Below are 26,201 nucleotides of genomic sequence, written 5' to 3' on the forward strand. Positions count from 1 at the left end.
TAATCCTTTAAAAATAGCTGCTCTGTGGTTACGAATAGGTTGACAAAGCGGTAAAGGAAAACTATCTCTAATGGCTAAGTACCTCCTAATGATGGTTTAGTCGCTTTTCATTATAAGTCTTATGGGATTTTTTCTGTACTCAAAAAGCCCTATAACCTCTGCGGTGGAGCTACCCACTACAGATATTATAGAGCCACAAAAAAAGCACTTCCTAGGAAGTGCTTTTACGGATCTTAGTCCTTTTGATTAGCAAACTGGCTATTATAAAGGTCATAGTAGAATCCTTTATCTGCTAGTAAGCTTTGGTGAGTGCCTTGTTCAATGATTTGCCCGTCTTTTAGGACGAGGATTTTATCAGCTTCTTGGATGGTCGATAAACGGTGGGCAATGACAAAGCTGGTGCGTCCTTCCATGAGCTTACTCATGGCTTTTTGGATAAGGAGTTCAAGACGTGTGTCCACGGATGACGTTGCCTCATCCAAGATGAGAATCTTCGGATCCGCTAGTAGGGCACGGGCAATAGTGAAGAGTTGTTTTTGACCGAGAGAGACGTTACTAGACTCTTGGTTCATCTCCATGTTGTAGCCACCAGGTAACGTGCGGATAAAGTGATCGACGTTTGCTGCAAGGGCTGCTTCTACGATTTCATTGTCTGTGGCGTCGAGATTACCAAAGCGCAGATTTTCCTTAATGGTATCCTCGTAGAGCCAAGCGTCTTGCAAAACCATACCGAACTGCTTGCGGTATTCTGGACGAGACAAGTGGCGAATATCGTGTCCGTCTACCTTGATAGAGCCATTTGTCACATCGTAGAAACGCATCAAAAGGTTAATCAAGGTCGTCTTACCAGCTCCAGTAGGTCCTACAATAGCGACCATCTCACCGGGATTGACCTCGAGGTTAAAGTCACGGATAAGGGGCTTATCAGCGACATACTGAAAGTCCACATGCTCAAAGCTGACACGACCGCTAAGATCATACTCTAGGTGCTCTGTAACCTCTGAAACTTCTGGCTCTTCGTCCAGCACCTCAAAGATACGCTCAAGAGAGGACTTGGCACTTTGGATGACACCAGCTAGCTGGGTGATGGTTTGGATAGGCTGGCTGATTTGCCAAACGTATTGGACAAAGGCTTGCATGTTACCGACAGTGATTTTTTCTGCTAATACTTGCAAGCCACCTAGAAGCGCTACGATAAGATAGGCTGAGTCGTTGATGGCATTGAGCACTGGCATCATGATACCAGAGATAAAGCTGGCTCTAAAACCGACTTCTCGTAGTTCATCTGTGATTTCTTGGAAGTCCTTAGTTGAAGCTCCTTCACGTCCGTAGAGTTTGATGACGTTAAATCCTGTGAGTTTTTCTTGAACAAAACCGTTCAAATCACCGACAAGATTGGCTTGGCGTTTGAAGTAAGGCTGTGATTTTTTCAGGATATACTGAGAGACAAAATAAGTCAGCGGCACACAAACGAGAAGCACCAGCGCTAGCTTGGCATTGAGGTAAAAGACCATGCACAGAACAAGGACGATAGTGAGCACAGCCTCGATGATTTTAAGAAAGCCCTGCTGAAGGGCATTTGAGACGGTTTCGACGTCACTGGTAAAGCGTCCAAGCATGTCCCCGAACTGGTGCTTGTCAAAATAAGACACTGGAATGCTGTTGATTTTGTAGCTGAGGTCACGACGCAAATCACGCACGCTGTTTTGCACGACATTGGTCATAAAGTAGTTAGACCCGTATGAGCCGACCTCAAAGAGAAAGCCACGGATAAAGTAGATAATCAGTATCATGCCGACATAGGGCACATTGATGTGGGCACCTTGAACGCCTCTTGCCATATCAAGGAGATTGTTGGTAATCTCGGTGATGGCTAGACCGATGACAAAGGGCTCAAGCACACTCATGACAGCGCTGAGAATTTTCAAGAAAACAGCAAGGAACAAAGCTCCCTTGTAATGCTTGAGATAGTCCCACAAGCGCAGAAAGACACTTCTTTGTTTCATATTTTCCTCCTATTCTTCTGTAGTCGCTGATTGGTTGAGCTGGGAGTTGGCGATTTCACGGTAGATGGCATTGGACTTCATGAGCTCATCATGTGTGCCACGTCCGACAATCTCGCCCTCGTCAAGCACGATGATTTGGTCAGCGTCCATGATGGTGCCGACACGTTGTGCTACGATAAGCACGGTGCTATCACCAGTGACCTCCTTGAGACGACGACGTAAAATAGCGTCTGTCTTGTAGTCAAGGGCTGAGAATGAGTCGTCAAAGATATAGATTTCTGGGTCTTTGACCACCGCACGAGCAATGGAGAGACGTTGCTTTTGACCACCGGAGAGGTTGCTTCCCCCTTCAGCTAGATGGGTCTCAAAAGCTTCCTCACGGCTTTCGATAAATTCTTTGGCTTGAGCGATGTCAGCTGCCTGACGCAGGTCATCAATCGTCGCATCTTCCTTACCATATTTGAGGTTATCCCCGATTGTCCCTGTAAAGAGCAACGCTTTTTGCGGAATAAAACCAATTTTTTGGCGCAGCGCCTTGAGGTTGTACTCTCTGACGTCCACACCGTCAACCAAGATTTTCCCAAGAGTCACATCGTAAAAACGTGGGATGAGGTTAACAAGGGATGATTTTCCAGATCCAGTTGAGCCGATAAAGGCAATTGTCTCACCAGGGCTTGCTTTAAAACTGATACTGTGAAGCACTGGGCTTTCAGTCTCACCTGGATAAGCAAAGGTGACATTGTCAAACTCAAGATAGCCACGCTCCTTGGTTTCCGTGATACCATTTTCATTTGGGTCAATGGAAATCGGCATTGCCATGACCTCTTGGATACGGCTACTTGAGACCGCCATACGAGGATACATGGTAAAGAGATTGGCAAAGAGGAGGAATGAAAAGAGCGCATGGAAACTGTACTCAATAAAGGCAACTAAGTCCCCAATCTGAAACGAGCCAGCGCCAAGCGGTTTAAGGGCAAACCAGACAATAGCGATAATCATAGCAACGATGATTTGCACAAAGAGCGGCTCAGTCAGTCCCGTCAGTTTAAAGAGGCGATTAGAAGTGTTGGTGTACTCGACATTTGCTGTGTCAAAGCGCTCTTCTTGGAAATCCTCTCTAGCAAAGGCACGGATAACACGAAGCCCTGTTAGATTTTCACGGACATACTGGTTGATTTTATCTAAAAGCGCTTGTTGCTTTTCAGACAGCGGACGTGTCTTGATAGCAACATAGGCAACCACCCAGATAAGAAATGGAATAGCAACCGCCACCACCCAAGCTAAAGAAGGGCTCGTCACTAAAATCATGACGATACTAAAGATAATCATCAAGGGCGTTACCACACCCATGCGTAGCACCTGCTCTGTAAACTGCATAAGAACAAATGCGTCACTGGTCATCCGTGTCACAAGTGACGGCACACCGATTTTTTCGTACTCATGGTGCGAATACTGCTGCAACTTGGTGTACATGTCATTTCGCATGTCACGAATCATGGTTGACGTCAAACGCCCAGAAGCATAGCTCAGCGTGACACGTCCAATAATCCCTAAGACAACGATAATCGCCATCATACCAGCCCAAAAATAAATCGCCTTGGCGTCTCCTTTGGTGACCCCTTGGTCAATCATGCGTGCCAGCATGGTCGGCATTCCTAAATTAACCACAACAAAGAGAAGTGCTCCTAGAAGGTCTAAAAACAACCACTTAGGATATTTTTTGATGTAAGACCAAATGTAGCCCATAACATCTCCTTTCTTAATTTTCCAATTCACTCAGATACTCGTAGCGCTCGTACTTATCAAGCAAGCGCTCGTTTTTCTCGTCCAGTTCTTTCTGCAAATCTGATAGCCGTGTAAAATCGCTACCGCAGGTTAACATCTCAGCCTCAATCGCCTCGATACGCTCCTCCAGCTGACTGATGTCCTCTTCAATGGTCGCCCACTCCTGCTTTTCAAAGTAAGACATGCGTTTTTTGCTCGGCTCTTTTTTGGCGACCTTGGTCGTTTTTTCAGCCTGCACTTGCTTTTCAAGGACATCTGCCTCAAAGGCTTTTTCGTCTAGATAGTCTGTGTAATTACCGAAAAACTCACGCACCATACCATTTTCAAAGGCGAGGATTTTATTGGCGACCTTGTCAAGGAAATAGCGGTCGTGGCTAACCGTGATGACAGGACCTGCAAACTGCTGCAAGAACTGCTCAAGCACCGTCAACGTCGCAATATCAAGGTCATTTGTCGGCTCGTCTAAAAGCAGAACGTTTGGCTTTTCAATCAAAAGACGCAAGAGATACAGACGTTTTTTCTCACCACCAGACAGCTTTGCAATCACAGTGCCGTGCGTTGAGCGTGGAAATAAAAACTGCTCCAAAAGCTCTGTCACACTGGTAGTGCCGACACTTGTCTTAACCTCATCAGCGACTTCTTGCAGGTAGCTGATGACACGCTTTGACTCATCCATATCCACCAGCTGCTGTGAGAAATAGCCAATATGCACCGTCTCACCAATCTCCACCACACCTGCACTAGGTTCTAGGCGCTTGGTCATGAGATTAAGCAGCGTTGACTTGCCGACACCATTGTCTCCGATAATACCGATACGGTCCTTGTTTTGGATAAGGAGGTTAAAGTCAGACAAGATAGGCTTGGTCTCATAGGCAAAGTCCACATGCGAAAAAGAGATGACCTTTTTCCCGATACGGCTGGTCTCAAAATTGACCTCTAGCTCTGCTTTGTTGGTTGATTTTGCTAAATCTGCTTTTAAGTCCTTAAAACGATTGATACGAGCTTGCTGTTTTGTGGCACGGGCTTGCGGTTGCGTGCGCATCCATGAAAGCTCTTGCTTGTAGAGCTGTTTTTTCTTGTGCAGGGTGCTCCCATCACGCTCATCCTGCTCTGCTCGCAAGCGCAAATAGTCTTGATAATTGCCCTGATATTCGGTCAATTGACCATCTGCCAATTCAAAAATGCGCGTTGCCACATTGTCCAAAAAGTAGCGGTCATGGGTGATAAAGACAACGGTCTTTTTGCTGGTCTTAAGATAAGTCGTCAGCCAAGCAATGGTATCAATATCCAAGTGGTTGGTCGGCTCATCTAGCAAAAGCAAGTCCGCCTCCCCCAGCAAGACCTGCGCCAGCTGGACACGACGTCTAAGACCACCAGACAAGTCTGAAATGCGACTGGTCAAATCTGAAATACCAAGTTTTGTCAGAACAGTCTTGACCTCACTCTCAATGGACCAAGCGTCAAGACTATCCATCTCTGCCATCACCGCCTCTAGCTCAGCTTGCTTGCTATCGTCATAGTGGGCAAGCAGCGTCTCATAACGGCGAATCAACTGCATTTCACGTAGACTAGAGTCAAGGACGGTCTCAAGCACCGTCTTAGTCTCATCAAACTGAGGTTCCTGTGTCAAATAGGCAATCTTATAATCATTAGGACATGAAAAAGGCGGCACATCACCGTCAAATCCGATTTCACCAGAAATGACGTCTAAAAGTGTCGTCTTACCCGTACCATTCACACCGATAATCCCAATCCGGTCAAGGTCGTGAACGATAAAGGAAATGTCCTTAAAAACAGTCTTGTCCCCAACCGACTTAGCCAAGTGTGTTACTAAAAAATCACTCATCTTGTCTCCTTCTCACAAACTCTAAAATAGCAGATCTGTCATTTGCCAAGTCACCATCTACAATAGCAAGCTCCACCGCTGACAAATGCTCCCCTAAGCTAGGACCTGGTGTCAAGCCAAGTTGCTTTATCAAATCAGCGCCATTGACCACAATCTCGTGCTTATCGTAGATAGGCAAGTCCTTATAAATAGCGTCAATGCTTTCGTAATCCACTGCTAGCCCCTTTGCTTCACGCAAGCGCTCTGCAAGACATACCAAGTCCCTGCCATAATGGTAAAGTATCCGCCTATCAACAGGCTGTTCTAAGCGAAGCTCATAGATCGCCATGATAGCAGTCACTTCCTTTTGGAACTGACTAGAGGTTTTCCATGCCTTTAAAAAGCCTCTCGGATTTTGGCACTTCATCTCTAATAGCAAAGCTGCCCAAGCCTGAGTAGAGCTGACAAAGACTGTGTCTGTCATCTCCTCAGTCATAGCCAGTAAAGCTGGCGCTTGGTCGTCTAACTGTGGCAGATAGCGATAAGCCTCACAATCAACAAAGGCACGCAAACCTTTCTTCCAAAATGGAGCTACAAGCAGCTTATCCAGCTCGATAAAGGAGCGCTCAATCGAAATTTTCTCTAAAAGGTGAGCATGGCTCTTCATGGCAGCAAAAGTCTTTTCTTCAAGCGTAAAGTCAAGGCTAGCTAAGAAACGCAGACCACGCAAAATCCTAAGTGCATCCTCGTTGAAGCGCTCTTTTGGCTCACCGACAGCACGCAGGATTTTATGTTCAAGGTCATCCAGTCCACCAAAATGGTCAACAATCTCACCGTCTGGCGCTAAGGCAAAAGCATTGACCGTAAAATCACGGCGTTTCAAATCCTCATCGAGAGAGCGCACAAAGTTTACTTGACTCGGACGTCGATAGGCCACATAGACATCCTCTGTCCTAAAGGTCGTAATCTCATATTCTCCATCCTCTTCAAGCACCAAAACAGTCCCATGCTCAATGCCGATATCGACTGTCCGCTTAAAAATCCGCTTGGTCTCCTCGGGATAAGAGCTGGTCGCAATATCAACATCATGGATAGGACGATTTAAGAGTGCGTCACGGACACTTCCGCCGACAAAGTAAGCCTCATAGCCAGCTGAGCGAATTTTCTTCAATATGGGCAAAGCCTTCTGAAATTCAGAAGGCAAGTGTGTTAATTTCATAATAATTTTTCCAAACCATAAACTAATTTTTGCGCTGTGACAACTTTCTTGATACCCAGATTGACGCCACTCATAAAGGAGCTTCGATCATAAGAATCATGGCGAAGCGTCAGCCCCTCACCTTGCGCACCAAAGATGACCTCTTGATGGGCGACAAGCCCCGGCAAGCGCACGCTATGAATACGAAAACCATCGTACTCTGCCCCACGAGCTCCCGCTAGAGACTCGGTTTCATCAGGAACACCTTGGTGTTTTGCCTGTCTCACCTGCGAGATAAGCTCCGCTGTCTTGATAGCCGTTCCGCTCGGAGCGTCTTTTTTCTGGTCATGATGTAGCTCGATAATCTCAAGGTCTGGGAAATACTGCGTTGCTTTTGCTGCAAACTCCATGAGCAAAATCGCACCAATGGCAAAGTTTGGAGCAATCAAGCCACCCAGCTTTTTCTCAGCTGAAAAAGCAATCAGCTCTTCTATCTCGCTTTCTGTAAAGCCAGTTGTGCCAACGACAGGAGCAAAGCCATTTTCAAGGGCAAAGCGGGTATTGGCATAAGCGACCTCTGGTATGGTAAAGTCCACCCAGACATCCGCATCAATCCCTGCCAAGTCCTCTTTTTGCTGATAGACAGGCACACCGTCTAGCTCGTCCACTTCAGCTGTAGGCGACAAAAGGGCAACGAGCTCAAGCTCCTCGTCCTTTTTAACCATATCAAGCGCAGCACTTCCCATGCGTCCTGTAAATCCTGCAATAATGACTTTTATACGCATCCTTATCTCCTTTTTTAAATTTTTGGTGTCACACCAAAGCAGATTGCTCCCTCACCAAGGTGTGTGGCGATAACACTGCCAAAGCTAACAAGGTCAATGCCTTGGTAGCCTTCATCAGTCATCGTCTCTCGCAAACGCTCTGCCTTATCCGCCGCATGCCCTTCGATGATGAAAATATCGTAATCGCAAGCACCAGCCGATGTTGTCTCCTCTAAAATCGCTAGCATGCGCTTCATCGCTTTCTTTTCAGTGCGGACTTTTTCATAAACAAGGATTTTCCCCTCGTCATTAAAGTACAAAATCGGCTTGATACTGAGAAGATTTCCCAAAATAGCTGCGCCATTTGACAAACGTCCGCCCTTAACCAAGTGGTTCAAATCATCCACCATGATGTAGGCTTGCGTCTTGTCAATCTGGTAAGCGAGTTTTTCAAGAATCGTCTCAAAAGCAACGCCATCCTCAGCTAAGCGCAGGCAATTGGTCACCATGCGTCCTAGCGGGTAGGAAGTGATACGACTATCTGGAAAGGCTATGGTCAGCTTGTCATAATCATCTGTCAAAAACTGGATATTTTGCCAAAAGCCTGAAATCCCTGATGACAAAAAGAGCCCGATAACATGGGTAAAGCCAGCACTTTCAATCTGGCTTAGAGCTTCTTCTAGGTCTGCAAGGCTAGGTTGGCTTGTCTTTGGAAGGTCTTTTGAGGCTGCCATCTTAGCGTAAAAGTCGCTAATGGTCAGATTTTTCCCTTCGACATAAGACGTTTCTTCGATAGTGACCGGAATATCAAGGACAAAAATATCCTCTCGGTCTGCAACTTCTTGCGGTAGTACCGCTGTATTATCAGTAATTATAGCTAATTTCATTAACTGTTAAACTCCAAATTCAAGCCCGGACGGTCAAGGGCAATCTCTGTAACTTCATAGGTTAAGCGTTGCACCATATCAAGTAAAGGAGCCGCCAAGTCTTGAACTTCTTCTTGACTAAAATCTTTTGGTGCATCAATCAAACGGTCTTTGATGTGAACTAATTGTGACACCGCACCGCTAATGACAAACTCATCACGGACAACCATGAACTGAAGGACAGCAACAACACTTGTGCGTACAGCCTCTTCATCACGCTCTGCTAGTTGGAAAGTGACCTCAAAGTTGGTCTCTGGAGTACCATTTTCCTTTTCCCATTCTAGGTTTCTAGCGTCATAGTGGTATTGGTTCACAAATTCTTTTTCACGGGTAAGTTCCATGTTTTTTCTCCTCTATATCTGGGTATTCCCAAGTAATAACGGTATTAACTGACCTTTTAGTAGAAATCTTGTTACTTTTTGAGGGCTTTCCACTCTTTATCTAAAAGTGCCATGATGAGCGTATCAGCGTAGCCATCCTGTGTCTTGATACTCTCACGCTTACGCCCTTCGAGCTTAAAACCAGCCTTTTCATAGACAGCCTGCGCTCTAGGATTAAAAGAATAAACCTCTAATTCCAAGCGATGAAGACCAACCGTACCAAAGACAAAATCACAAACAGATGTCGTCATCCAACTGCCCAGCCCTTGATTCCAGTATGCTTTATCAAAAATCACGATACGAAAGTTTGCCGATTGGTCAAGCTCATCTATGTCATTCACCACAGCTTCACCGATGAAAGTGCCATCTGGTGCCACAAAGATAAAGTCAAAACGCTCCGAACTTGAGACAATACTATTGTGATAGCGGATAATATCATCTCGACTAAAGGTCTGTGTCGTTCCCGTCAGATAATCCACTTCCTCGCAAGTTTTGGTAAAGCAATCTTGATAGTACTTCTCAGCTTCCCCTTTCTTAAAAGAACGAAGGCGTAAAGCCATCACGCTGCCAACAGGCAGTCTTTTTGGTCATATCAGCTCTCCTAAGCACTTGTCAGTTTTGGTTAGCACATACAATCACTGTGCTATAACTTTACTAAGCACCAAGTCCAAATAGTTTTATGTCGACCTAGTGACTTAGTTTAGATAGTTAGACTCATTATAGCATATTTTAAGAAAGGATTAAAGTTAGAATTTCTTTTGAGGATGCTTAGCGATGATTTCTGGATAGCTTGTGAGTAGCTCCTCACCTTTTGGTGTTAAGCGTAAGCCACGGAGTGAAAAATAAGCCCCTAACTCTTCTTCGCTTAATAACTCTTTAAGTGTAGCGTCCACGTCACTTCTTTTCATTTTGGACAGCCTTTTAGCACCCTTTTCTTTTAAAATCTGCTTGAGTTTAGTTGCTGGGATATGGTCAAGCGAGTCAAAAGCCGACTCAACCACTACATAACCCTCCTCAATCACAAAGGAAAGTGCGTCAGCGCCGTTGACACCATAGCTGTATTCAAAGTATTTTGAAAAAGGTGTCTCTGTCGTAAAAGTGCCAAAGTGAATCCGCCACAGCAAGATGATGTGCCCTGGCAAAACGCCTTCCTTAGTTCTTATCATGTTGCGCTTTGGCACTTTAGGTGTGGTATTCACTTCAAGCAAATCACGCTTGCTTGAGATATATGGGATTTCTGGATAATCTTTGTAGAGTTCTTGAATTGTTTTCATAGAGCTATTATATCAAAAAACAAAAAGACTGAACAACTCAGTCTTTCTTATTTTTCACTTGGGTATTGGCGATTAAAGTGGCGTCTTGATACTGCTGTAAAGGCAATCAAAAACTCACGAATCATACCCGCTACACGCTCTGGACGCTCTGCTTTTCGTCTTGTAAACCAGCACATGAGAATGGAGATGATACTATCAACAATAATATCCTGATAATACTCCATCTCTGTTTTATCTAGTCTCATGTTTGTGAGATCAAAGCCAAGCAGCTTGTAATAATCCACAATCTCTGCCATTGCGACCATTCGGATATTTTCACGTGTCTTCTCACGAATGACTGGTGTTGAGTGGTCACCAAGCAGAGCTGCGAATAATTCTTCGTCTTGTAAAAATGCAACCACCTCTATAAGTGCCTGATCGACATCTGCTGCGTCTTTTCTGTGGGCATCATAGATAGCGGTCACCTTTCTAATCAAAAAGTCATAGTAAAAGCTTACCATCGCATCTTTATCAGAGAAATAAAGGTAAAAACCAGAACGGCTAATGAGAGCTTCTTCTGCGATTTGGGTAGCTCTCAATTTGTCATAAGGAATGTCCTGGAGAAGTTTTCCAGCCGCATGATAAATCTGGCGCCTTGTTCGTAATTTTCTAACAGTCGTCACCGTCTGTGCTCCTTATCTAAATAAATTTTGACCTAAAACATTACCCATTGTAACATATTTTTTAAGAAATATTCCAAAAACTTTCAATTTCTTTCAAAATTTTTCGCACAACAGGTAAAAATGCCCAAATTTTAGCCCAAATAATCTTTTAAAAGGTCACACTCCCCATTTGTCAGTTTTCTGTAAGTACCAACAGCTAGCTTGTCATCTAGCCAGAAAGGACCAAAGCGAATGCGCTTGAGATAAGTAACCTTGACACCATAAGCGAGAAACATCTTTTTCACTTGGTGAAACTTCCCCTCTCTTATGGTCAGACGGGCACTGCTTTGCGATTGTCCAACTTCCAAAAGTTCTAGTTGGGCTGGCTGGCAGAGTGTTCCATCTGAAAAAGACACCCCCTTTTCAAAAAAAAATGGGGTGCGTCTTCTCCTAGCCATCCATTGACCTCGACATAGTAGGTTTTCTCAACATGGTGTCTAGGATGTAACATGCGAAAGCCTAGAGGACCATTGGTCGTCAAAAGAAGAAGCCCTTCCGTGTCACGGTCTAAGCGACCAATCGGATAAAGCCCTTCTTTTCGGTCTTGTGGTGCTATCAGGCCAATGACGGTCTGATGTTTTTCGTCACGCACGGCACTAACCACACCAGCGGATTTATGGAGCATTAGATAAGACTCACCCTCTATCTGAACAGCTCGTCCAGAAACGGTAATCTCCTGCAGGTGGCTATCGACATTGAGATTTTCTTTGGTTACTATGTGTCCATCGACACGCACCTGTCTAGAGCGGAGGAGTTTTTTGACCTCTCCACGTGAGCCAACCTTGGCTTTTTCCAGTAATTTGTCCAGTCTCATGCTGCTATTTTAGCATATCTCTTAGTTTTTCAAAAGAGAAACAGCTTCTTCGTCTAAGATGATATACAGATTTGGATGGTCTTTTAAACTGCTTGCTGGAAGGTCTACTGTTTTCCTACCTTCGACCAAAGCCTTGATAGCTTCTGCCTTGTCTTTTCCGTAAGCCATAAGCACAATTTGCTTAGCAGAGACGATAGAGGCAATGCCCATCGAAATAGCTTGTTTCGGCACTTCGTCTTTATTAGCAAAGAAACGGCTGTTAGCCTCAATAGTGCTTGCGGTCAAGTCAACCACATGTGTCGTCTCATCAAAAGGTGTCCCTGGCTCGTTAAAGCCAATGTGCCCATTGCGCCCAATTCCTAAAATCTGGAAATCAATCGGATGAGCTTCTAATAAGTCATCATAGCGCTTAGCTTCAGCTGTCAAATCCTCTGCCAATCCATTTGGCAAATAGTGCGCTTTAAAAGGCTTTGCCTTAAAAAGGTGCTCTTCCATAAAGTGCGCATAGCTTTGCAGATGACTAGCTGATAGACCCACGTACTCATCCAGATTGAGACTGGTCATTTGACTAAAGTCCAAATCGCTGTCTGTGATTTCCTTGTAAAAAGTCAGAGGCGTGCTCCCTGTCGCTAGCCCCAAGGTTTTACTTCCTTTTGCCATGCTTTCTTTTAAAAGTTCAAATGCTTTTTTGCCACCTTCTTTGGCGTCTGCTACTCTTATAATGTTCATCTTCTTACCTCCTTTAGGTCTATACCAATCTTTACTTTTATTATATGGTATAGACCAATTTTTGTCAAGAAAAATCACAACTATCTTTAGCTTTTTTTGTGATATAATAAAAAAGCACCATTCATGACTAAATAAAGGAGAATTTGCGTGAATACAAACGATTTTGATTTTGATTTGCCAGAAGAGCTGATTGCTCAAACGCCACTCAAACAGCGTGATAGTTCAAAACTTCTCGTCATCAACCACAAAAAGCACACTATGGTTGATACACACTTTGACCATATCATTGACGAGCTGAACCCAGGAGATGCGCTCGTTATGAACAATACACGGGTCTTGCCTGCTCGTCTCTACGGTGAAAAGCCCGACACACATGGGCATGTCGAGCTTCTTCTTCTCAAAAATATGGAAAACGATGACTGGGAGGTTCTGGCTAAGCCAGCTAAGCGCTTGCGTGTGGGCGCACAGATTTCCTTTGGGGACGGCAGACTCACAGCTGTGGTTAAGGAAGAGCTTGAGCATGGCGGACGTATCGTGACCTTTTCATACGAGGGAATCTTCCTTGAAGTGCTAGAAAGCCTAGGGGAAATGCCTCTGCCGCCTTATATCCACGAAAAGTTAGAGGACTGTGAGCGCTACCAAACAGTCTATGCCAAAGAAAATGGCTCCGCTGCAGCACCGACCGCAGGACTGCACTTCACCCAAGATTTGCTGTATAAAATCGCTGCAAAAGGCGTCAAGCTAGTTTATCTGACACTACATGTTGGACTTGGTACTTTCCGCCCTGTATCTGTTGACAATGTTGATGAACACGAAATGCACTCCGAATTTTACCAGCTCTCTCAAGAAGCCGCAGATACGCTCAACCAAGTCCGTTCAAACGGCGGACGTATCGTTGCTGTCGGCACGACTTCTATTCGTACCCTTGAGACCATTGGTACAAAGTTTGATGGCGTCATCAAAGCCGACTCAGGCTGGACCAATATCTTTATCAAACCAGGCTATCAGTTCAAGGTTGTAGACGCTTTTTCAACCAATTTCCATTTGCCAAAGTCAACTCTAGTCATGCTCGTCTCTGCCTTTGCTGGGCGTGAGTTTGTCCTTGAAGCCTACAAACATGCTGTCGACGAGCACTACCGCTTCTTTAGCTTTGGGGACGCTATGTTTGTCAAATAAACTTTGAAAGAATAAAAACAAAGTTATCATCTTCTCATTTTTACAGACTCTTGCCCTAGACGCAGTGGTTGAGTGGGTTCTAATACGTTGATAAATCAACTTCTAGAACCCTACTCAACTTTGCGGAGGTGGGACAACAAAATCGCATTTCTGCGAAATGACCGATTTTTGTCCCACTCTCTTTTGAAAACTCTATCAGCTTTTTTTGACCGTCAACTTGTGTTACAATAAAAAAGTCTAGATTAGAAAGAAGGGAGAAGGCGATGATTTATCTCAAGCGTTTGCTGGGTGTTATCCTTTTGTGTGCTGTTTGTTTTGGCATTTTTCAGCATGAAAAGAGTGTCTCACAGTTTGAAAAAAGCTACCAAAGCACGCAAAATGCGCTCAGCTATTTTCAAAAGCATAATAAAGCCTATCAAAAGCTCCCTATCCTAGAGAAGATGTCCATGCGTAAGCACATGATGGCAACCATCAAGCAACTGCAAGAGGATGGCTGGTCGGTTGAGACAATTGAAGGCGCTTATCTGCGCTATCTCCCGCAGGACAAATTGTCACAAAAAGCAGTTAATCAAGTACTCGCTCAAACACACATCATCGGCACGCAGACCTTTAAAAGACTGTGGAAAACAGAGCTCGCTAGAGTTGAAAATCAGCAACCGCTGTACAAACTAGAGCAGGCTAAGCATTTGCTAGCTATCTTTTTACAGCAGGATAAAATGCCACAAACCATCAGCGGGCAAAAAGCACAAACCGAGGCACTGCTTGCTCGCTTTGACGATAGCGTCTCGCCTGCTGACAGCCTGTGGAGTGACTTAGCTACTCTGACACAGACGGCTTATCCTAATGATAACTTTTCCAAAAATGATAAGCTAGCCATCCAGCTCCACCAGTTTCGCTACATTATCTCTAGCCAGCAAGCCCAGTGGATTAGACGTCACTATAAGACTGCAAACGATACAGACGCTGATGCCCTTGCCAAATACCTCGCTGAGCTGGATAGCTCTGACTACACGCTCAATGAATCTGCCAGATACCACAACAAGGTCGCAAGTAAATTAACCAAAAACGGAGTCCTAAAGCCTGTCTACGCTGACAATCGCAAAGAGAGCAATTTCAAGGTGCTCATTCATTTTCACAGTGAGTTTATCCTGTCTGAAAGTGGCGACTTTTTGGTGGCAACCGATGTGCAAAAGACCACACAAAACGCCATCATCAACAGCGCTACCTTTAACTATGCCAATCAAAACGACGACCGCCACGTCCAACTGGATGTGACCCCGATTACCTATCACGAACCGCACTTTGTCACCAAGGCAATGACAGCAAACGGTGAGACTTTTGTTGAGCCAAGCTTAGAGGAGCAAAAAGACAAGCACAATCGCATTTTCAGTCGAAAAGGCAAGTCCTCTAAACAGCTCTCAAAAGCTGTGGCTAAAGCTTTCAAAAAACGTATCAAAGCTTACCAACAACTCCTCACACCGTCTAGCAACAACCATTAAGACACAAAAAAACTCATTACGCTTGTAATGAGTTTTTAATTCATATTGACACGGTGCCATTCATTAATCACATAACAAAGCTGAGTGAGCTGATAGTAGCCGACACCGTTGATTTCTGTGCTTTCTTCTGTCGCTCCGCCCAAACCTTTTGTATAGAGGGCGATGATATACGGCTTCTCCTCGTAAACAACAGCACCAACATTGAGCGCTTCACGGACATAACCTGGCTTTTGTGCCACCGTCAAGTCATCCCCAATCAAACCGCGGTAATACTCTCCAGGGAAAGCAACTTTAAGATAATAGAGCAAGTCCTTGTATTTCTTGCGGTGCGTATAGAGGTAATCCAGCACTTGGATATAGTAGTCTGTTGTAGTTTTATTGCCTTCTTGCTGGATGGTTTTAATCTTTCCTTTGGATTTGCCATAGCGTCCAAACTTGGCGTAAGCTTTCTCCATGCCACCTAAGCGCTCCGCTAGAGCGTAAGCAGGGGTATTTTCAGAGTAGACGAGAGAGAACTTCTGCATTTGAGGAATAGTCATCGTTCCATCAAAGGCAGACACATAGCTATTGTGCTCACCGATGTACTCGTAGGTGGTGTTTGTGATGTCAAATGCCTCAGTCAAGGATAATTTTCCCTTAGCCACCTCATCAACCACTAGCATATTTAAGGGGAGTTTGTAGGTAGAGCCTGCTGTCATGGGCTGGGTGTCATTCATCGAGGCTGTTTTTCCAGTTGTTAAGTCCTTGTAAGAAAAGGCGACACTGTCCTCTGCCAAGCCAAACTCTGCCATATAAGCTTTCACCGTCTCCTCTAAGCTGAGGTTGGCATAGTCATAATACAGCCCTAAACTATCCATTTCTGCTAAATCTGCCTGTAAGTCGGCTTCTTTATCTGCTTTTGACTTGGTTTTCGTGCTGGTCTTTGTCTTGGTGCTTGATGGCTTTGTTGAGACTTGAGTGCTCTTACTTGTTGACGAACTTGCAGTTTTGGACTGCGAAGCGTGCTGAAACATGGTCACAAACAAGCATATAATAATCAAAAACAGTAGTCCTAAAATCGTACACGCAAATATAAAATCAACTTGACGCCGTTTTTTCTTTCTATCATTTTTCATAACACTTCTATTGTAAAGTATTTTTTTTTAATCGCAAGTATTTTGACAAATATTTTACAAAAACATGTCATTTCATATTTTTAAGTAACATTTATCTAAAAAAACAAGCCTTTCGGCTCGTTTTTTAGGCTTTTGCTTTTTTGTACAATTCATCAACCTTGTTCCAGTTGATAACGTTAAAGAATGCCTTGATATAGTCTGGGCGAACATTGCGGTAGTTGAGATAACTTCGAGTTTTCCTTCTTTGTTGACGACAAGCCAAGCCCAGCCTGAGCCAAAGCGAGTCGCAGCTGCTGCTGAGAAAGCGTCTTTGAAAGCGTCAAATGAGCCAAAAGTAGCTTCAATATCTGCTAACAACTCAGCTGAAATCTCTGTTTTTTCTGGTGTCATCAATTCCCAGAAAAGAGCGTGGTTGAGATGTCCACCGCCATTGTTGATAACGGCTTGACGAATGTCAGCAGGGATTTTTTCCACATCAGACCAAAGTGCCACCAAGTCTTCACCGATTTCAGGGTGTTTTTCAAGGGCTGCATTGACATTTGCTACATAAGTCGCATGGTGTTTATCATGGTGGAGAGTCATTGTCTCAGCATCGACATAAGGTTCTAAAGCATCGTAAGCATAAGGTAATTCTGGTAGGATAATTGCCATAAGTAATCTCCTCTTTTCTATAAAGTACCTTCATTGTATCGAAAAGAGGTAGAGCTTACAAATAATTTGACTGAAACTTATACTTTGTAGGTGATAAGCTGTAAGAGTGCCTTGTCAAATAAATAATCCTTATCAGCAAAACCGCTCTTAATCTCTGTATCCGTCTCAATCAAACACTTTAGAGCAAATGCTAAAAAAGCAGTTGATAAAGTTCTAACATCACGCAAAGCATAGCGCACTTGGTAAGGATTGACCTTGCGTCCGAGATAATAGGACAGCTCACTGGTTATTTGGCTTTCATTTTTACCTTGCTCAGACAGGATTTTGACCTGCAAGAAAGTCCTAAATTGCCCCAGCATAACAGCAATGAGCTTGATATCATCCTCACCTTGCAGGCGCAAATCACGCACCAGCTCAAAACTATCATCTACACGCCCTAGAATAACCAACTGTGTCAAATCAAAGATATTGTCTTGAAGCGTCTTAGGAATCGCTTCTGCGATGTCGCTAGAGCTGATAAGCCCTGTCTTGTTATAAGAGGTCAAAAAAGCCAGATTTTTTTGAATGGCGCTGTAGTCATAGTTTGACTTGATGAGCAAGTCCTCAAATGCCCCTTTATCAAAGCGAAGCCCCAGTTTGTGAGCGTATTTTTGAAAATAGGTTTTAAGCTCTGCTTCTTTTGGCGTGCTGGCTTCAATGACCTTGCCGTCACGTTTGAGCAATTTGACCAGACGGCGCTTGCCATCGAGTTTTCCTGGTGTACAAATGATTAAGCGTGTGGTGTCTACAGGATTTTCAAGATAAGCTTCAAAGCGCTTTAGAGAGCTATCCTCAAGATAGCTTTTTTTATTTGTTGTAATGTCAAGGAGATTATCAAAAATAACGACCTTGTAGTCGGACAAAAAAGGCAGACTCTCAAGATCCATCTCCGCCTCTTGGTAGCTATCCTCAGACAAATCAAAATAAGAATAAGTCAAGTCACTCTTATCAAAACCGATCTGCTCAAACAATTTTTGCTTTATCTCCGTGTACTGCCCTAGATCATCACCAGCTAAAACGGTGATAGGAGCGAGATTTGCCGTAGACAGCTTCTCTATTTCTTCAATTGCAATCATGGTTTCATTATACCAAAAAATCCCACGTATGGTTAGTGGGATTCTTTTTTGCTTGGTAAGCAATAAAAAACTAAAAGAGCGATGTGACAGCCCAGCGTAATGATCCAACCAAGCGGAAGAATAAAGACGGCAAAATCACCTAACAATAAGAGAATAAAGGCACTGTGAAATCCTGCGTCCCGCAGACGTCTCACTTGCAGAGCAACAGACGGCACAAGGATAAACAAAAACCAAATGCTAAGAAAAGCGACACCTAATAAGATAAGTGGCAACAACCGTGCCCATGTGGATTGAAAGCTCTGCTCAGTCAGTATGAGATTGCCAGAGTTGGCTAATAGATAAAGCAATTGAGGAAGCCCAAAAGCTAAGGTCGCAATGAGAAAGAAAAAGGACAGGCTAATCAAGCTGTTAATCAAAATAATGATCCAAAAATGACTACGGCATGTCCTGCCCTTAAAGTCTAAATAGTGTGTCCAAAAGGACTTGTAATTTGCTAACATAATATCTGCCTCCTATTAGTTTCATTATAACACTATGAGAAAAAATGAAAAGAAAAAATGCTTTTCTTTCTTATCACAAATCTTTATACTGTCCTTTTTCAAAAATTTCAGTATAATAGAAAAAAAGGAAAATAGGAGGGCGCTATGAGCACGATTTCTATTCAAGAACTAGATCCAAAAGACCGCAACAAAGCTATTTCTTTTGCTATTTCTGGCATGCACTTTGACCAATATATCAAAAATCCACTGCTTCTACGTTTGTACGGACGCTATTTTTGGTATTTGGAAAATAGCAGAGCCACACACCTAAAAGCTGCTTATCAAGGCGATGAATTGCTGGGGGTGATTTTAGCGGAAGTCAAAGGTCAGCCACCACTTCGGCAGTGCTGGTATGAAAAAGCCTACAGCAAAACCATTGATTGGTTGCAGAAAACTTTTTTCAAATCCAGCGCAGGCACCTACGACACGGTCAACAAGGACATGCTAGATATCTACAAAGAGCATTATCAGCCAGACGGTGAGATTATCTTTTTAGCTGCCAATCCGACTCTCAAGGTCAAAGGCGTCGGCACAGCCCTGCTAAACTCTCTTGAAAAAGACCTCTCTAGCAAGGAAATCTATCTCTACACCAACTCCCTCTGCACCTATCAATTTTATGAAAAGCGTGGCTTTGAACGCTACCAAGAGCGCACTATCGAGCTGACACTAAACAAGAAAAAGGTGCCGCTGTCTTGCTTTTTGTACCGTAAAAAGATAGTATAAAATCCTTTACTTTAAGTAAAGGATTTTTTCTTGTTAGAGCTCGTTTACTCTTCCTCAGGATAGGTCATTTTCCAGTCACGGCGAAGCTGGGTCATAAGCTGCATGACGTCTCTTGTGTAGTCAAGATGAACACGGCTAGTGTCTCCAGCGACAGCCTTTTCCATATCTGCTACTTCATAGGCAAGAGCAGAAGCCATCTCGCCCTCCTCGATGACCTCTTGCTCTCCTGTCTCTGTATAGGTGATGACTGCACGCTCCCCACGAGGGTAATCGTAAATCTCGATATAGCCCTTGTCAAAAGCAATCATGCCACGCTTAGGTTGCTTAGCATGAAGAGTCAGAGCGATAGTTGCCATCTCACCCTTGTCATTTGAGAGGAGAATGCCGACCTGCTCGTCCACTCCAGTCGGTGCCAGTCTCACTTGGGAGCTGACCTGACTAGGCGTCTCAGACATAAACCAGCGCACAAAAGACAGAGCATAAACCCCGATGTCTAAAAGCGCACCACCAGCCAAGTCTCGACTAAAGAAGCGATTGGTCATGTCATAGTCCTTGTAGCTACCAAAGTTCATCTGAATCATCTTGAGCTCACCCAGCTTACCTGACGTTACCAGCTCATGGAGCTTACGATAGAGTGGCATGTGGTAGATGGTCATGGCTTCTGCTAGGATAACACCGTGTTCCTGCGCTAAGGCGACAGCTTCTTCTAACTCTTCACTGTTGAGCGTGATGGACTTTTCGCAAAGCACGTGTTTACCAGCCGCCAAAGCTTTTCTCAGGTAGTTGATGTGGGTATTATGAGGAGTTGAGATATAGATGATGTCGACATTTTCATCCTCAAAGACCTCATCGATTTCTTTGTAGACCTTATCAATACCGTATTTTTCAGCAAAGGCAAGACCCTTGTCATAGGTGCGATTAGCAACCGAATAGAGCTTTTGCCCACGGCTCTCTAGCGCCTGCGCCAGTTCATTTGCGATAACGCCCGTTCCAAGTGTTGCCCAATTGTAAGTTTTTGTCATGCTTTTTCTCGCTTTTTTCTTTTTATTATAGCAAAATATCGCCCTATTGACCACTATCTCACGGTTTCTAAGTGCCAAGTCTGCCAGCCGATAAAGCGAATCGCACCGTGTTGGTCGGTGCGCAAGAATTGGCTGTTTACCTTTGCCAAGCGCTCCAAGGTTTCTTGATGTGGGTGATGGTAGCGGTTATTTTGCCCAGCGGAGATGAGAGTGAGTTTTGGCTTAATGGTCTCTAAAAAGCTCATGCTAGAAGAGCCTTTTGAGCCGTGATGACCTGCCTTTAGCACATCAACAGCTAACTGTGGATAATGCTCAATCAGCACCTCTTCACCTTCTTTTTCCAAATCACCTGTGAATAAAAAGCGTGTGCCAAGCAAATTGCCATATAAAACCAGCGAGTCGTTGTTCTTGCCGTCGCCTTGGCTAAGAGGATAGAGCACCTGCAAAGAGCTGTTCATAATCGGCAATTCCTCGCCAGCAAGCACACTACGCACATGGACATTCATGGCTTTTAGGCGATTGACAAAGCTGTTATTGGTGAGACTGCCTGGGCTGACAAGCACCTCACCAATAGCAAAATGCTTTGCAACCACCTCCATATCGCCCATGTGGTCGGTATCCGTATGGGTGAGGAGCAGCTGGTCTATCTTTGAGACGCCACGACTTTTCAGATAAGGAATCAAGGTGCGCTCGGCATTGCTATCTGTACTGCCTTCCTGCCAAGCTTCCTTTTGATTAAAGGAGACCTTGCCACCAACATCAATCAAGAGAGTCTTGCCAGAGATATCTCGGATAAAGATACTATCGCCCTGCCCGATGTCAATCATGGTCACTTCATTTGCCACAGGATGTTTGGTCATAAAAAGGAAACCTATCACAGCTAGGACTAGGCTACCACAAAGCCATTTTCGCTTATGATAATCATACAAAAAGCCAAGCAGTAGTAAAAGCGCTACAAGTACAAAAACACTAGGTGTGCCAAAGACAAATGGTTTACCTGCTAGATGTGACAGCACAGCTAGAGATTTATCCAAAAGCTGAAAGAGTCCGTTAAAGGCGCTCAAATGGATAAGAGGCGATAAGAAAAAGGCAAGTGTCAATAATGGCAAGAGCAAACTCTCAAAAAGAAAGGACAAGCCAACTGTCAAGAGGATAGATAAAGGCTGATAGCTAGCAAAATAAAAGAGCATAATCGGAAGCATGCCAAGCGGTATGGCGATAAGATTCACCCATTTAGCACGCTTTTGTGAGAGATGTGAAAAATCAAGCAAAGCCAGCACAAAAGCAAAACCAAAGCTCAGCACACCTCCTGTGGTCAATAAAAATCAAGGCATGAGAACAAAGGAAATCATAACCGTTACCGCCAGATTGTCCATCTTCTTGAGACCGCATTGCGATAGCAGCTGCTGGATGAGGCTACGAGTGACAGACACGCTAAAGCCTGCCAAACCACCGTAGATAAAGGAAAAAGGTACTTGTACAAACAGCACACGCTCTCTACTCAATCCTAAGCGCAAGCACATGTTACGAAAAAGCCCCACAAAAAAGCTAACGTGCATGCCAGAGAGGGCAAAGAGATGGATAATCCCCAAATCCGTGTACAGATCCGTCATTTCATCAAAAGACTTATCCAGATAACCAAACAGCAGACCTGTCATATAATGGCGCATAGGCGCTGGAAAGTGGGTGCACTGGATGATATCTAAACGCCGCCATTCTCGAAGGAGACCACGTGGCGTCCCAGCAGAGGTAGACTCTTGCTTTAGGATTTTTTCGATCCTCAAGACTCGGTTGATACCTTGTGTCTTGAGATAAGCACGGTAATCAAATCCCGTAAAATTGCGTTGAGGAGTGGCTTCTTCAAGACTGGCTGTGACTTGCAGCTGCTGCGTCTGGTAGAGTTTTTCAAAGCTGTCCTTTTCCTCCTTGCTCTTTAGCGTGTAAAAAGCTTGATAGTTTCTACCATTTGCCGTCGCTGTAAATGATAGCAAGTCGCCGTTGATTTTTATGGTATCTGGCAGTAGGACGACACTTTCAAGACTTTCTGGCTCGGTACGATAGCTTTTTTCAGACTGATAAGCTTTTGTCCAAAAAAAGAGAACAGCAAGTAGTAAGATAAAAAAGACCTTAGCGACTTTTTTCAGAGGATATTGCCACAGTAAAAAAAGACAGGAGACGGCTAAAAGCAAAAAAGCAGGCAACTGCCTGCTAAAGACGACATAGTAAAGCTCTAGGAGCAAAATAGCCAGATAGATGGGCTTTAGCGGTAGTTTTTTAATCCACTGTGACATCATTTTTAAGTTTCTCCAATGTCTTTTCGCCAATGCCCGAAACATTGGTCAGCTCATCGACGGATTTAAAGCCACCTTGGCTGTCACGATAATCGAGAATATCCTGCGCACGCTTATCACCGATACCTGACATTTTTTGAGGTCTTCGAGACTTGCCGTGTTGAGATTGATTTTATCGGACTGGCTGCTTGTGGGAGTTGCAGAGCCGTTAGCAGCTGTGTTGGTACTTGCTTGGTTGACAACGCTGATATTTTCGTCGGTCTTTGCTACGTAGATAACCGCTTCGTCCGTCACTTTTTGAGCAAGATTGATGGATTTTTTATCGGCGTCTTGGCTAAGTCCGCCAACTTTTGCGATAGCGTCTGACACACGGCTGCCTTCTTTTAGGGTATAGACACCTTCTTTTTGCACAGCACCCTTGACATCAACGACAATCGTACCACTTGTCTACTTAAACGATGACGAGCTCGCTGTACTTGAGTTTGAAGCTACCAGACTAGTTGACTGGCTAGCAAGCGTTGAAAAGGTCGTCTGCGTTTTTGCTCGCATGACAATAACAACCACAAGACAAGTCGCTAAGAAAAGCCCACTCACTCCCACGAGAGCTGCTACCAGCACTTTTTGGTCTTTACATTTCTCACGAATCATTTCAAACATAAGATTCCTCCTACATTTATATCCGTAAAAAAAGCAGGACTTGCGTTCTGCTTGTGATATTATTTGAGATGTTTTTCTGGATTCCACACAAAGCTTGCAATAAGGCTAAAGATGAGCGTACAGATAACAATAAGAATAGCTACAATCCCTAGCGGAATACGGTAGAGATAGGTTAGAGGGTTGCGCTTTTTCGTATTGTGATAAGTCGCATTCTCACTATCTGCTCGATCAAACTCAGACTGAATACGGCGTGCCACCTCTTCGATACCCTCGTCGTTGAGGCGTTTGATGTCTGAGATGTCGATGGGATTTCCAAAGTTCAAGTCCACACGCTCACCAGACAAAAGCCCTTTAAAGGTCATCGGTCCTGCGTAGACGACCGGCACGATACGAACCTTTGCCATCTTGGCAATCACAGCCACCCCACCTTTAACGTCTGTTGAGTGTCTACTGCCACTTGGAAACATAATCAGCGAGCGACTGCTTTTTTTCAACATCTTGACAGGATATTTGATAGCTTCTTGCCCTGGATTTTCACGGTTAATAGGAAAGGCACCACACATGCGAATCCACCAAGCCAACATCCGATTGGTAAAGAGCTCTTTTTTTGCCATGAAGATGAATTTTTTAGGACGTGTCGCAAAAGCCATATAAATCGGATCCCACCAAGTCCTGTGTGGCGATACCAAGATATAGTTTTCAGACTGATCAGGAATTTTGTCCTGATTGTGATAGTGATTGTTACCGTTAGCAATCCATAGTAGAAAAGCTACTAGTGTACGTAGATAGGTATAGAACACGTTTTCACTCCTTATTCTTACATAGTCTTTCTTATTTTACCACGCTTGGCGCATTTTAGAAAGAAAAAATTAGTGTACTTGTCAGTCTATTTTGCTATAATAAAGATTATGACTGATTCTATTTTAAAAGACGGCGAGCGTATTGATCAGCTCTTTTCGTCTGATGTCAAAATCATCCAAAACAAGGCTGTTTTTTCTTACTCGGTTGATAGCGTCCTTTTGTCACGCTTTCCAAAAATTCCCTCAAGAGGGCTTATTGTAGATTTGTGTAGTGGCAACGGCGCAGTTGGACTCTTTGCCAGCCACCAAACAAAAGCGCAGATTGTTGAGGTTGAGTTGCAAGAGCGCCTAGCTGATATGGCAAAGCGTTCAATCACGCTTAACAAGCTTGAAGCGCAGGTCAGTATGGTCAATGATGATTTGAAAAATCTACTGCAGTACGTCAAGCGCTCCAGCGTGGATTTGATTTTTTGCAATCCGCCTTATTTTAAGACCAGCGAGACGTCAAAGAAAAATCTCAGCCCGTATTATCTCCTTGCTCGCCACGAAATCACAACTAATCTGGAGGAAATCTGCGCCATCAGCCAGCAAGCGCTCAAAACAAAGGGCAGACTAGCTATGGTGCACCGTCCCGACCGCTTTTTAGAAATCATCGATACACTGAGACGCTACAAACTCGCTCCAAAGCGTATCCAGTTTGTCTATCCAAAGTCTGGCAAAGACGCCAATATGCTCCTCATCGAAGCTATCAAAGACGGCTCGCAAGATGGCATGAAGATATTGCCGCCGCTCATTATACACAAGGATGATGGTGACTACACAGACGCGATTTTTTCTATTTACTATGGAGAAAAGCATGACTAAATCAGACAAAGCAGTCGCTTATATGTACGTGCTTGAGTGTTCAGATGGCACGCTCTACACTGGCTACACGACAGATCTTGAGAGACGCATTGCCACACACAATGCTGGTAAAGGCGCTAAGTACACCCGTGCTAGACGCCCTGTCAAGCTCCTCTACTACGAAAGCTTTCCAGATAAAAAAGCGGCGATGAGCGCTGAGAGCCTTTTCAAACGTAAAAAACGGCAAGATAAACTCGCCTACATCCAAAAACAACAAACAGACTAGTTCTCTAGTCTGTTTGTTGTTTTTCTTCTTTTTTGAGATGATCTAATATTGTCATAAAACGTCTAATAGACTTAGGCGGTCTATAATCTTTTGAGTAAGCGTAGCTAACGTGAAACTCAAACTGCTCCTCCTCAACTAAAGGAATCTTGACCAGCCCTTCCATCTGTGAAAAGAGCACAAAATCCGTCAAAAAAGTAATCCCCAGATTTTCACGCACCATCTGTCCGATAACCAGCGGGTCTTCAAACTTAAACAGCACCTGCGCTTCGTTATTGTAGCGGGTATTAAGTTGATTGAAAGCATCAAAGTGGATATGCCCTTCATTTAGCATAATAAAAGGCTCATCTAAGACCTCTTTAAAGGAAATCTTGCTTTTAGTGGCTAGAGGATGTTTTTTTAGAGACAAAAATGTAAAAAGGACGCTTATAAATCTCTGCTATCTCAAGTTTTGGATGTCCCAGTGGCTGCAGACTGCCTAGCAAACTAAAATCCAAATCCCCATCCAGCAAATACTGAAGAAGAGTGCTTGAGCCACTCACAGGAGTCAAACTAAAAGCCGTCATAAAATCAACCGACTCTCCCATATCTATCAAAGAAGCCAACAACTTGGCACGAATGATCGGTGGAAGCCCCACACGAATCTCATGATGAGCACTGCGTTCAATCGTTTTTTTGCCACCTCAAGCTCCATCAAAATGGTTTTGATATGATTGTCTAAAATCTCGCCCTCAGCTGTTAGCGTCACCGAGCGGTGCGAGCAGTCTTTGATAACCAAATCACAATGATAAGCTTCCTCCAAACGCTTAACAGCGTAGGTAATAGTTGGCTGACTGACACCAAAAAACTCCGCCACCATAGTAAATGACGCCAGCTCTGCCAATTTATGGAAATATTCCAAATCTCTTGTATTCATGCGCATTCTCCTCGCCTTTATTGTACCATAATTTGACAAGTGTTATAAGATTTTTTTATGACTTTTTGAAGATTTGACTATAAGAAAATGAAAGGGCAAAATTCAAGTCCAAGTTAGCCAGCGTATAACACCTCTCTGGGAGTTTTGTAATCTAATACTTTCTTAGGAT

22 protein-coding genes and 5 pseudogenes are annotated in these 26,201 nt (G+C 44.0%); 5 read left to right on the plus strand and 22 right to left on the minus strand.

The features are described 5' to 3' along the window. Nucleotides 1–233: 233 nt before the first annotated feature. From AALA56_RS07160 to AALA56_RS07215, 12 genes and pseudogenes are all read right to left on the minus strand, one after another. Nucleotides 234–2,006 carry an ABC transporter ATP-binding protein gene (locus tag AALA56_RS07160; protein ID WP_369909407.1) on the minus strand — a complete coding sequence of 591 codons (1,773 nt, stop codon included), beginning with the start codon at nucleotides 2,004–2,006 and terminating at the stop codon, nucleotides 234–236. A 9-nt stretch (nucleotides 2,007–2,015) separates the two neighbouring features. After that, a complete protein-coding gene (locus tag AALA56_RS07165; RefSeq protein ID WP_369909408.1) occupies nucleotides 2,016–3,752 on the minus strand; it encodes an ABC transporter ATP-binding protein in 1,737 nt (578 codons plus the stop codon). Nucleotides 3,753–3,765: 13 nt separating this feature from the next. Then, nucleotides 3,766–5,637, minus strand: a complete 1,872-nt coding sequence (locus AALA56_RS07170) for an ABC-F family ATP-binding cassette domain-containing protein (RefSeq protein WP_369909409.1) — start codon at nucleotides 5,635–5,637, stop codon at nucleotides 3,766–3,768. Continuing rightward, a complete protein-coding gene (locus tag AALA56_RS07175) occupies nucleotides 5,630–6,835 on the minus strand; it encodes a CCA tRNA nucleotidyltransferase (RefSeq protein ID WP_369909410.1) in 1,206 nt (401 codons plus the stop codon). The genes AALA56_RS07170 and AALA56_RS07175 overlap by 8 nt, the downstream gene beginning before the upstream one ends. Further along, the gene (gene dapB, locus AALA56_RS07180) at nucleotides 6,832–7,599 is read right to left on the minus strand and encodes a 4-hydroxy-tetrahydrodipicolinate reductase (protein WP_164683404.1); all 768 of its coding nucleotides are present in this window, start codon (nucleotides 7,597–7,599) and stop codon (nucleotides 6,832–6,834) included. Before dapB ends, AALA56_RS07175 begins: the two co-directional genes overlap by 4 nt. A gap of 14 nt (nucleotides 7,600–7,613) precedes the next feature. After that, nucleotides 7,614–8,465: a DegV family protein gene (locus tag AALA56_RS07185; RefSeq protein WP_164683405.1), complete on the minus strand. Its 852-nt coding sequence runs from the start codon at nucleotides 8,463–8,465 to the stop codon at nucleotides 7,614–7,616. After that, the gene (locus AALA56_RS07190) at nucleotides 8,465–8,845 is read right to left on the minus strand and encodes a DUF1149 family protein (protein ID WP_115268987.1); all 381 of its coding nucleotides are present in this window, start codon (nucleotides 8,843–8,845) and stop codon (nucleotides 8,465–8,467) included. Before AALA56_RS07190 ends, AALA56_RS07185 begins: the two co-directional genes overlap by 1 nt. A gap of 71 nt (nucleotides 8,846–8,916) precedes the next feature. Next, entirely contained in the window at nucleotides 8,917–9,444 is a 528-nt protein-coding gene (locus AALA56_RS07195; RefSeq protein ID WP_369909411.1) for a GNAT family N-acetyltransferase, read from the minus strand. Nucleotides 9,445–9,630: 186 nt separating this feature from the next. Next, nucleotides 9,631–10,158, minus strand: coding sequence for a hypothetical protein (locus AALA56_RS07200; protein ID WP_369909412.1), 528 nt, complete (start codon nucleotides 10,156–10,158; stop codon nucleotides 9,631–9,633). A 47-nt stretch (nucleotides 10,159–10,205) separates the two neighbouring features. Then, nucleotides 10,206–10,820 carry a TetR/AcrR family transcriptional regulator gene (locus tag AALA56_RS07205; protein ID WP_369909413.1) on the minus strand — a complete coding sequence of 205 codons (615 nt, stop codon included), beginning with the start codon at nucleotides 10,818–10,820 and terminating at the stop codon, nucleotides 10,206–10,208. A gap of 131 nt (nucleotides 10,821–10,951) precedes the next feature. Next, nucleotides 10,952–11,673 (minus strand): annotated as a pseudogene (locus AALA56_RS07210) (16S rRNA pseudouridine(516) synthase). A 21-nt stretch (nucleotides 11,674–11,694) separates the two neighbouring features. Next, nucleotides 11,695–12,402 (minus strand): glucosamine-6-phosphate deaminase, encoded by a 708-nt coding sequence (locus AALA56_RS07215; protein WP_369909414.1) that lies wholly within the window; start codon nucleotides 12,400–12,402, stop codon nucleotides 11,695–11,697. A gap of 147 nt (nucleotides 12,403–12,549) precedes the next feature. Here AALA56_RS07215 and queA point away from each other — a divergent pair, with 147 nt between their 5' ends. Continuing rightward, entirely contained in the window at nucleotides 12,550–13,578 is a 1,029-nt protein-coding gene (gene queA / locus AALA56_RS07220) for a tRNA preQ1(34) S-adenosylmethionine ribosyltransferase-isomerase QueA (RefSeq protein ID WP_369909415.1), read from the plus strand. A 263-nt stretch (nucleotides 13,579–13,841) separates the two neighbouring features. Then, complete coding sequence (locus tag AALA56_RS07225; protein WP_369909416.1) at nucleotides 13,842–15,077, plus strand: DUF3114 domain-containing protein; 1,236 nt, start codon at nucleotides 13,842–13,844, stop codon at nucleotides 15,075–15,077. A 35-nt stretch (nucleotides 15,078–15,112) separates the two neighbouring features. Here AALA56_RS07225 and AALA56_RS07230 read toward each other — a convergent pair whose 3' ends face one another. The 4 genes and pseudogenes from AALA56_RS07230 to AALA56_RS07245 all read right to left on the minus strand — a co-directional run bounded on the left by AALA56_RS07230 (nucleotide 15,113) and on the right by AALA56_RS07245 (nucleotide 18,458). Beyond that, a complete protein-coding gene (locus AALA56_RS07230; RefSeq protein WP_369909417.1) occupies nucleotides 15,113–16,192 on the minus strand; it encodes a serine hydrolase in 1,080 nt (359 codons plus the stop codon). A gap of 124 nt (nucleotides 16,193–16,316) precedes the next feature. Further along, a pseudogene (locus tag AALA56_RS07235) lies at nucleotides 16,317–16,843 on the minus strand (superoxide dismutase). Nucleotides 16,844–16,920: 77 nt separating this feature from the next. After that, entirely contained in the window at nucleotides 16,921–17,958 is a 1,038-nt protein-coding gene (gene holA / locus AALA56_RS07240; RefSeq protein WP_369909419.1) for a DNA polymerase III subunit delta, read from the minus strand. Between the two features lie 32 nt (nucleotides 17,959–17,990). Continuing rightward, on the minus strand, nucleotides 17,991–18,458 hold the full coding sequence (locus tag AALA56_RS07245) for a DUF805 domain-containing protein (RefSeq protein WP_369909420.1): 468 nt from the start codon (nucleotides 18,456–18,458) through the stop codon (nucleotides 17,991–17,993). Between the two features lie 144 nt (nucleotides 18,459–18,602). Here AALA56_RS07245 and AALA56_RS07250 point away from each other — a divergent pair, with 144 nt between their 5' ends. Continuing rightward, nucleotides 18,603–19,220 carry a GNAT family N-acetyltransferase gene (locus AALA56_RS07250; RefSeq protein WP_369909421.1) on the plus strand — a complete coding sequence of 206 codons (618 nt, stop codon included), beginning with the start codon at nucleotides 18,603–18,605 and terminating at the stop codon, nucleotides 19,218–19,220. Between the two features lie 44 nt (nucleotides 19,221–19,264). On the opposite strand, the gene AALA56_RS07255 is transcribed toward AALA56_RS07250, so the two are convergent. The 5 genes and pseudogenes from AALA56_RS07255 to AALA56_RS07275 all read right to left on the minus strand — a co-directional run bounded on the left by AALA56_RS07255 (nucleotide 19,265) and on the right by AALA56_RS07275 (nucleotide 23,990). Then, nucleotides 19,265–20,242 carry a Gfo/Idh/MocA family protein gene (locus AALA56_RS07255; RefSeq protein ID WP_369909422.1) on the minus strand — a complete coding sequence of 326 codons (978 nt, stop codon included), beginning with the start codon at nucleotides 20,240–20,242 and terminating at the stop codon, nucleotides 19,265–19,267. A 53-nt stretch (nucleotides 20,243–20,295) separates the two neighbouring features. After that, nucleotides 20,296–22,533: pseudogene (locus AALA56_RS07260) on the minus strand (DNA internalization-related competence protein ComEC/Rec2). Beyond that, nucleotides 22,517–22,977, minus strand: a pseudogene (locus AALA56_RS07265) (helix-hairpin-helix domain-containing protein); the annotation flags it as partial. The pseudogenes AALA56_RS07260 and AALA56_RS07265, both read right to left, overlap by 17 nt. 3 nt (nucleotides 22,978–22,980) lie before the next feature. Next, nucleotides 22,981–23,190, minus strand: coding sequence for a hypothetical protein (locus tag AALA56_RS07270; protein WP_369909423.1), 210 nt, complete (start codon nucleotides 23,188–23,190; stop codon nucleotides 22,981–22,983). Between the two features lie 59 nt (nucleotides 23,191–23,249). Continuing rightward, nucleotides 23,250–23,990, minus strand: coding sequence for a lysophospholipid acyltransferase family protein (locus AALA56_RS07275; protein ID WP_115268954.1), 741 nt, complete (start codon nucleotides 23,988–23,990; stop codon nucleotides 23,250–23,252). Nucleotides 23,991–24,098: 108 nt separating this feature from the next. Between AALA56_RS07275 and AALA56_RS07280 the strand changes: the two genes are divergently transcribed. Next, nucleotides 24,099–24,854: a tRNA1(Val) (adenine(37)-N6)-methyltransferase gene (locus tag AALA56_RS07280; protein ID WP_369909424.1), complete on the plus strand. Its 756-nt coding sequence runs from the start codon at nucleotides 24,099–24,101 to the stop codon at nucleotides 24,852–24,854. Continuing rightward, nucleotides 24,835–25,119, plus strand: a complete 285-nt coding sequence (locus AALA56_RS07285; protein WP_164683421.1) for a GIY-YIG nuclease family protein — start codon at nucleotides 24,835–24,837, stop codon at nucleotides 25,117–25,119. Before AALA56_RS07280 ends, AALA56_RS07285 begins: the two co-directional genes overlap by 20 nt. A gap of 4 nt (nucleotides 25,120–25,123) precedes the next feature. Here AALA56_RS07285 and AALA56_RS07290 read toward each other — a convergent pair. Beyond that, nucleotides 25,124–26,032: pseudogene (locus AALA56_RS07290) on the minus strand (LysR family transcriptional regulator). Nucleotides 26,033–26,201 lie beyond the last annotated feature (169 nt).

The sequence above is a fragment of the Streptococcus hyointestinalis genome, from assembly GCF_041225505.1.
GTDB lineage: Bacteria > Bacillota > Bacilli > Lactobacillales > Streptococcaceae > Streptococcus > Streptococcus hyointestinalis_B.